The 365-nt window shown below is 50.7% G+C and carries 1 pseudogene; it reads left to right on the forward strand.

The window, feature by feature from the left end:
- Nucleotides 1-365: pseudogene (locus tag RRG12_RS37790) on the forward strand (hypothetical protein); the annotation flags it as partial.

Here is a 365-nt window from a genome sequence, read left to right on the forward strand (position 1 = left end):
TCCAGGCCGCTGCCAGGGCGATTCAAGATGAGTATCCTCGTGCCGAAGCCTTGAGTGCCTTAACTGACAAACTGCCAGAAGTTTTACCAGAAGTCCTTGCTGCTGCCAGGGCGATTCAGGATGAGTATGAGTATTTTCGTGCCAATGCCTTAAGTGCCTTAGCTGACAAACTGCCAGAAGTTTTACCAGAAGCCCTTGCTGCTGCCAGGGCGATTCAGGATGAGTATCCTCGTGCCAATGCCTTAAGTGCCTTAGCTGACAAACTGCCAGAAGTTTTACCAGAAGCCCTTGCTGCTGCCAGGGCGATTCAGAATGAGGATTTTCGTGCCAACGCCTTGCAGACATTAGACACAACAACAGAAACG

The sequence above is a fragment of the Nostoc sp. CALU 546 genome, assembly GCF_048836525.1.